This window comes from Arenibacter sp. F20364 (assembly GCF_023015905.1).
Taxonomy (GTDB): Bacteria; Bacteroidota; Bacteroidia; order Flavobacteriales; family Flavobacteriaceae; genus Arenibacter.
This window is the reverse complement of the sequence record NZ_JALKBD010000176.1, coordinates 1-338: the sequence shown is the minus strand read 5'-3', so window position 1 is coordinate 338 and position 338 is coordinate 1. Positions and strand designations below refer to the sequence as shown.

1 protein-coding gene is annotated in these 338 nt (G+C 48.8%); it reads right to left on the bottom strand.

Annotated elements, in window-relative coordinates; genetic code table 11:
* Positions 1-338, bottom strand: a 338-nt coding sequence (locus MWU84_RS24220; protein WP_246906635.1) for a hypothetical protein, incomplete at both ends; no start/stop codon positions are given.

Below are 338 nucleotides of genomic sequence, written 5' to 3'. Positions count from 1 at the left end.
TCTCCTGTAATAGTGGTTCCATCGGCAGAAACTGAACCAGCAGCAGGAACGGCCCATACTACGTCCCCTGCGCCATCAGTAGTCAATACTTGTCCTGTGGTACCTTGCTCTATTTTAGCAGGAGTTACGTTATTGTCCGCAATATCTGCTGTTGCTATAGTGCCATCCAAAATCTGGTTTGTAGTGATTCCATCAGTTGGGACTGAAAGGTCTGTAAGGTTTCCATCGCCGGTTATTGTAGTGCCATCGGCAGAAACTGAACCAGCAGCAGGAACGGCCCATACTACGTCCCCTGCGCCATCAGTAGTCAATACTTGTCCAGTGGTACCTTGCTCTAT